Source organism: Snodgrassella alvi, assembly GCF_002777425.1.
Taxonomy (GTDB): Bacteria; Pseudomonadota; Gammaproteobacteria; order Burkholderiales; family Neisseriaceae; genus Snodgrassella; species Snodgrassella alvi_B.
This window is the reverse complement of sequence record NZ_MDVC01000084.1, coordinates 1-2,480: the sequence shown is the minus strand read 5'-3', so window position 1 is coordinate 2,480 and position 2,480 is coordinate 1. Positions and strand designations below refer to the sequence as shown.

2 protein-coding genes, 2 rRNA genes and 1 pseudogene are annotated in these 2,480 nt (G+C 44.2%); 3 read left to right on the top strand and 2 right to left on the bottom strand.

The genetic code is table 11. The features are described from left to right. Both BGI33_RS07520 and rrf read left to right on the top strand, forming a co-directional pair. Window positions 1-538, top strand: a 23S ribosomal RNA gene (locus BGI33_RS07520); the annotation flags it as partial. A gap of 108 nt (window positions 539-646) precedes the next feature. Continuing rightward, window positions 647-759: ribosomal RNA gene (rrf, locus tag BGI33_RS07515) — 5S ribosomal RNA — on the top strand. A 149-nt stretch (window positions 760-908) separates the two neighbouring features. On the opposite strand, the gene trmL is transcribed toward rrf, so the two are convergent. Beyond that, window positions 909-1,391 (bottom strand): tRNA (uridine(34)/cytosine(34)/5-carboxymethylaminomethyluridine(34)-2'-O)-methyltransferase TrmL, encoded by a 483-nt coding sequence (trmL, locus tag BGI33_RS07510; protein ID WP_100090616.1) that lies wholly within the window; start codon window positions 1,389-1,391, stop codon window positions 909-911. A gap of 170 nt (window positions 1,392-1,561) precedes the next feature. Here trmL and BGI33_RS07505 point away from each other — a divergent pair. Continuing rightward, window positions 1,562-1,732: pseudogene (locus tag BGI33_RS07505) on the top strand (helix-turn-helix domain-containing protein); the annotation flags it as partial. A gap of 80 nt (window positions 1,733-1,812) precedes the next feature. On the opposite strand, the gene BGI33_RS07500 reads toward BGI33_RS07505, so the two are convergent. Then, window positions 1,813-2,480: integrase core domain-containing protein (locus BGI33_RS07500; RefSeq protein WP_144235401.1), on the bottom strand; the 668-nt coding region annotated here is incomplete at its 5' end.

Here is a 2,480-nt window from a genome sequence, read left to right as displayed (position 1 = left end):
GCAGGTGCGAAAGCAGGACATAGTGATCCGGTGGTTCTGAATGGAAGGGCCATCGCTCAACGGATAAAAGGTACTCCGGGGATAACAGGCTGATTCCGCCCAAGAGTTCATATCGACGGCGGAGTTTGGCACCTCGATGTCGGCTCATCACATCCTGGGGCTGTAGTCGGTCCCAAGGGTATGGCTGTTCGCCATTTAAAGTGGTACGTGAGCTGGGTTTAAAACGTCGTGAGACAGTTTGGTCCCTATCTGCAGTGGGCGTTGGAAGTTTGACGGGGGCTGCTCCTAGTACGAGAGGACCGGAGTGGACGAACCTCTGGTGTACCGGTTGTGACGCCAGTCGCATCGCCGGGTAGCTAAGTTCGGAAGAGATAAACGCTGAAAGCATCTAAGCGTGAAACTCGCCTGAAGATGAGACTTCCCTAGGGATTTAATCCCTCTAAAGAGACGTTCGAGACCAGGACGTTGATAGGTCGGGTGTGGAAGAGTGGTAACACTTGCAGCTAACCGATACTAATTGCTCGTGAGGCTTGACTCTATCATTTGAAGGACTTCATACATGAGAGCATGTACAGAAGAAATGATAAAAGCTTACTGATGAATACACATCACCAAGATTAAGGCTTTCTGATTTGACAGTTTAATGTCTGGCGGCCATAGCAGGTTGGTCCCACGCCTTCCCATCCCGAACAGGACCGTGAAACGACCTAGCGCCGATGATAGTATGGATGCCCATGTGAAAGTAGGACACCGCCAGACTCCCTATAAGAAGAACCCGGTTGAGAGATCAGCCGGGTTTCTTGCTTTGTAAAAAGGCTAGAAGGCAACGATTATAGATGCCTGATACAAAACATAACAGCAGCTTTGGTGCTGCTGTTTGTATTTGTGCTTACTCTATATAAAGTGAATTAGCCAAGTCCATTAAAATCCTGCTGCCGCAATGCCTCGTACAGCACAATGGCGGCGGCATTGGAGAGGTTCAGAGAGCGGATATGCTCCGACTGGGGAATGCGCAGGCAGTTACAGCTACGTGCCCGAGCGAATTCTGCAGGCAGGCCAGTTGTTTCACGGCCGAATAAAAAATAAATCTGCTGCGAGCTATCACTAAAGTCAAACTCAGTGTAATTGCTCGTGCCATACGTTTCTATTAAATATACCTGTGCATTAGTTTGAGCTTCTGTCATCTCTATAAAGGTTTCCAGACTGTTGTGGTAATGAATGTCTACGTGAGACCAGTAATCTAGCCCGGCGCGTTTAAGCATTTTATCGTCAGTGGAAAAGCCCAGCGGGTGAATCAGATGCAGGCTGGTATGAGTGCCGGCACAGGTACGGGCGATGTTGCCGGTGTTGGCGGGTATTTGGGGTTGGTAGAGGGCAATATGCAATGGCATTCTGGGGTCGTTCTTGAAAAAGATTTAGTGTATATCAGATTGGATAGCTATTGTATTGCAAATTTCTTTATCAATTTGTGCTCACTGTGTAGTTATTTCATTTTTATATGTAGTAGTCTTTATTTAATCTGACATTTAGTGTATTTTAAACCAATAATGGAGTGCCAGTAATGAATCAATCTGCAAAAATAATTAAACCAAAATTAGGTCTTTTAGAACTCGCTAAACAGTTAGGTAATGTTCAGCAAGCCTGTAAAGTCTTGGGATATAGTCGCGACAGCTATTATCGCTTCAAAAAACTCTATGAACAGGGCGGAGAATTAGCTCTTCAGGAAATAAGTAGCTAATCAGCTACGTCTGCAAGGAATAATGGTCTCTGGCAGCGGTTGTACTAGCTTAAACTTAATCTGACAGACACTACCTACTCATCGGCATTCGTTCTAACACAATGACTGTCTGATGAGTAAAATAAATTCTCTAGCTGCTTTTCTTTAGCCAGTCCTTTTGTCTCTACCCAAGTTTGCCAAGGTGTCTTACCATAACAGTATTTCCCTGAATGTGCTCTTTCCCGATTGTAAAACTCTAGCCAAAGCTCAATATCTTGTTGTATCTCTTTCAGTTCTGTATATATTTTACGTCTAAACATAATATCATAACACTCGGTCTTCATCGTCTTATGGAACCGCTCACATATACCATTCGTTTGCGGACTGTAGGCTTTTGTTTTCGTATGCTCTATATCCTCCAAATTCAGATATAGTTCGTATGCATGACGCTCTTTATGACCGTTATACTCACTTCCTCTATCCGTCAGAATTCGTAAAAGCGCTACCTGCTCATTATCAAAAAATGGTATCACTTTATCATTGAGCATATCCGCAGCAACTAAACTGTTTTTCTCCGTATATACTTTAGCAAACGCCAGTCTTGAATAGGTATCAATAAACGTTTGTTGGTATATTTTCCCAATCCCTTTAATATGACCAACATAATATGTATCTTGTGCGCATAAGTATCCAGGATGCTGGGTCTCAATTTCACCCTGTGCCTCTCGCGCTGCTTTCGCTTTCTCTAAAGCCTGTAGCTGGC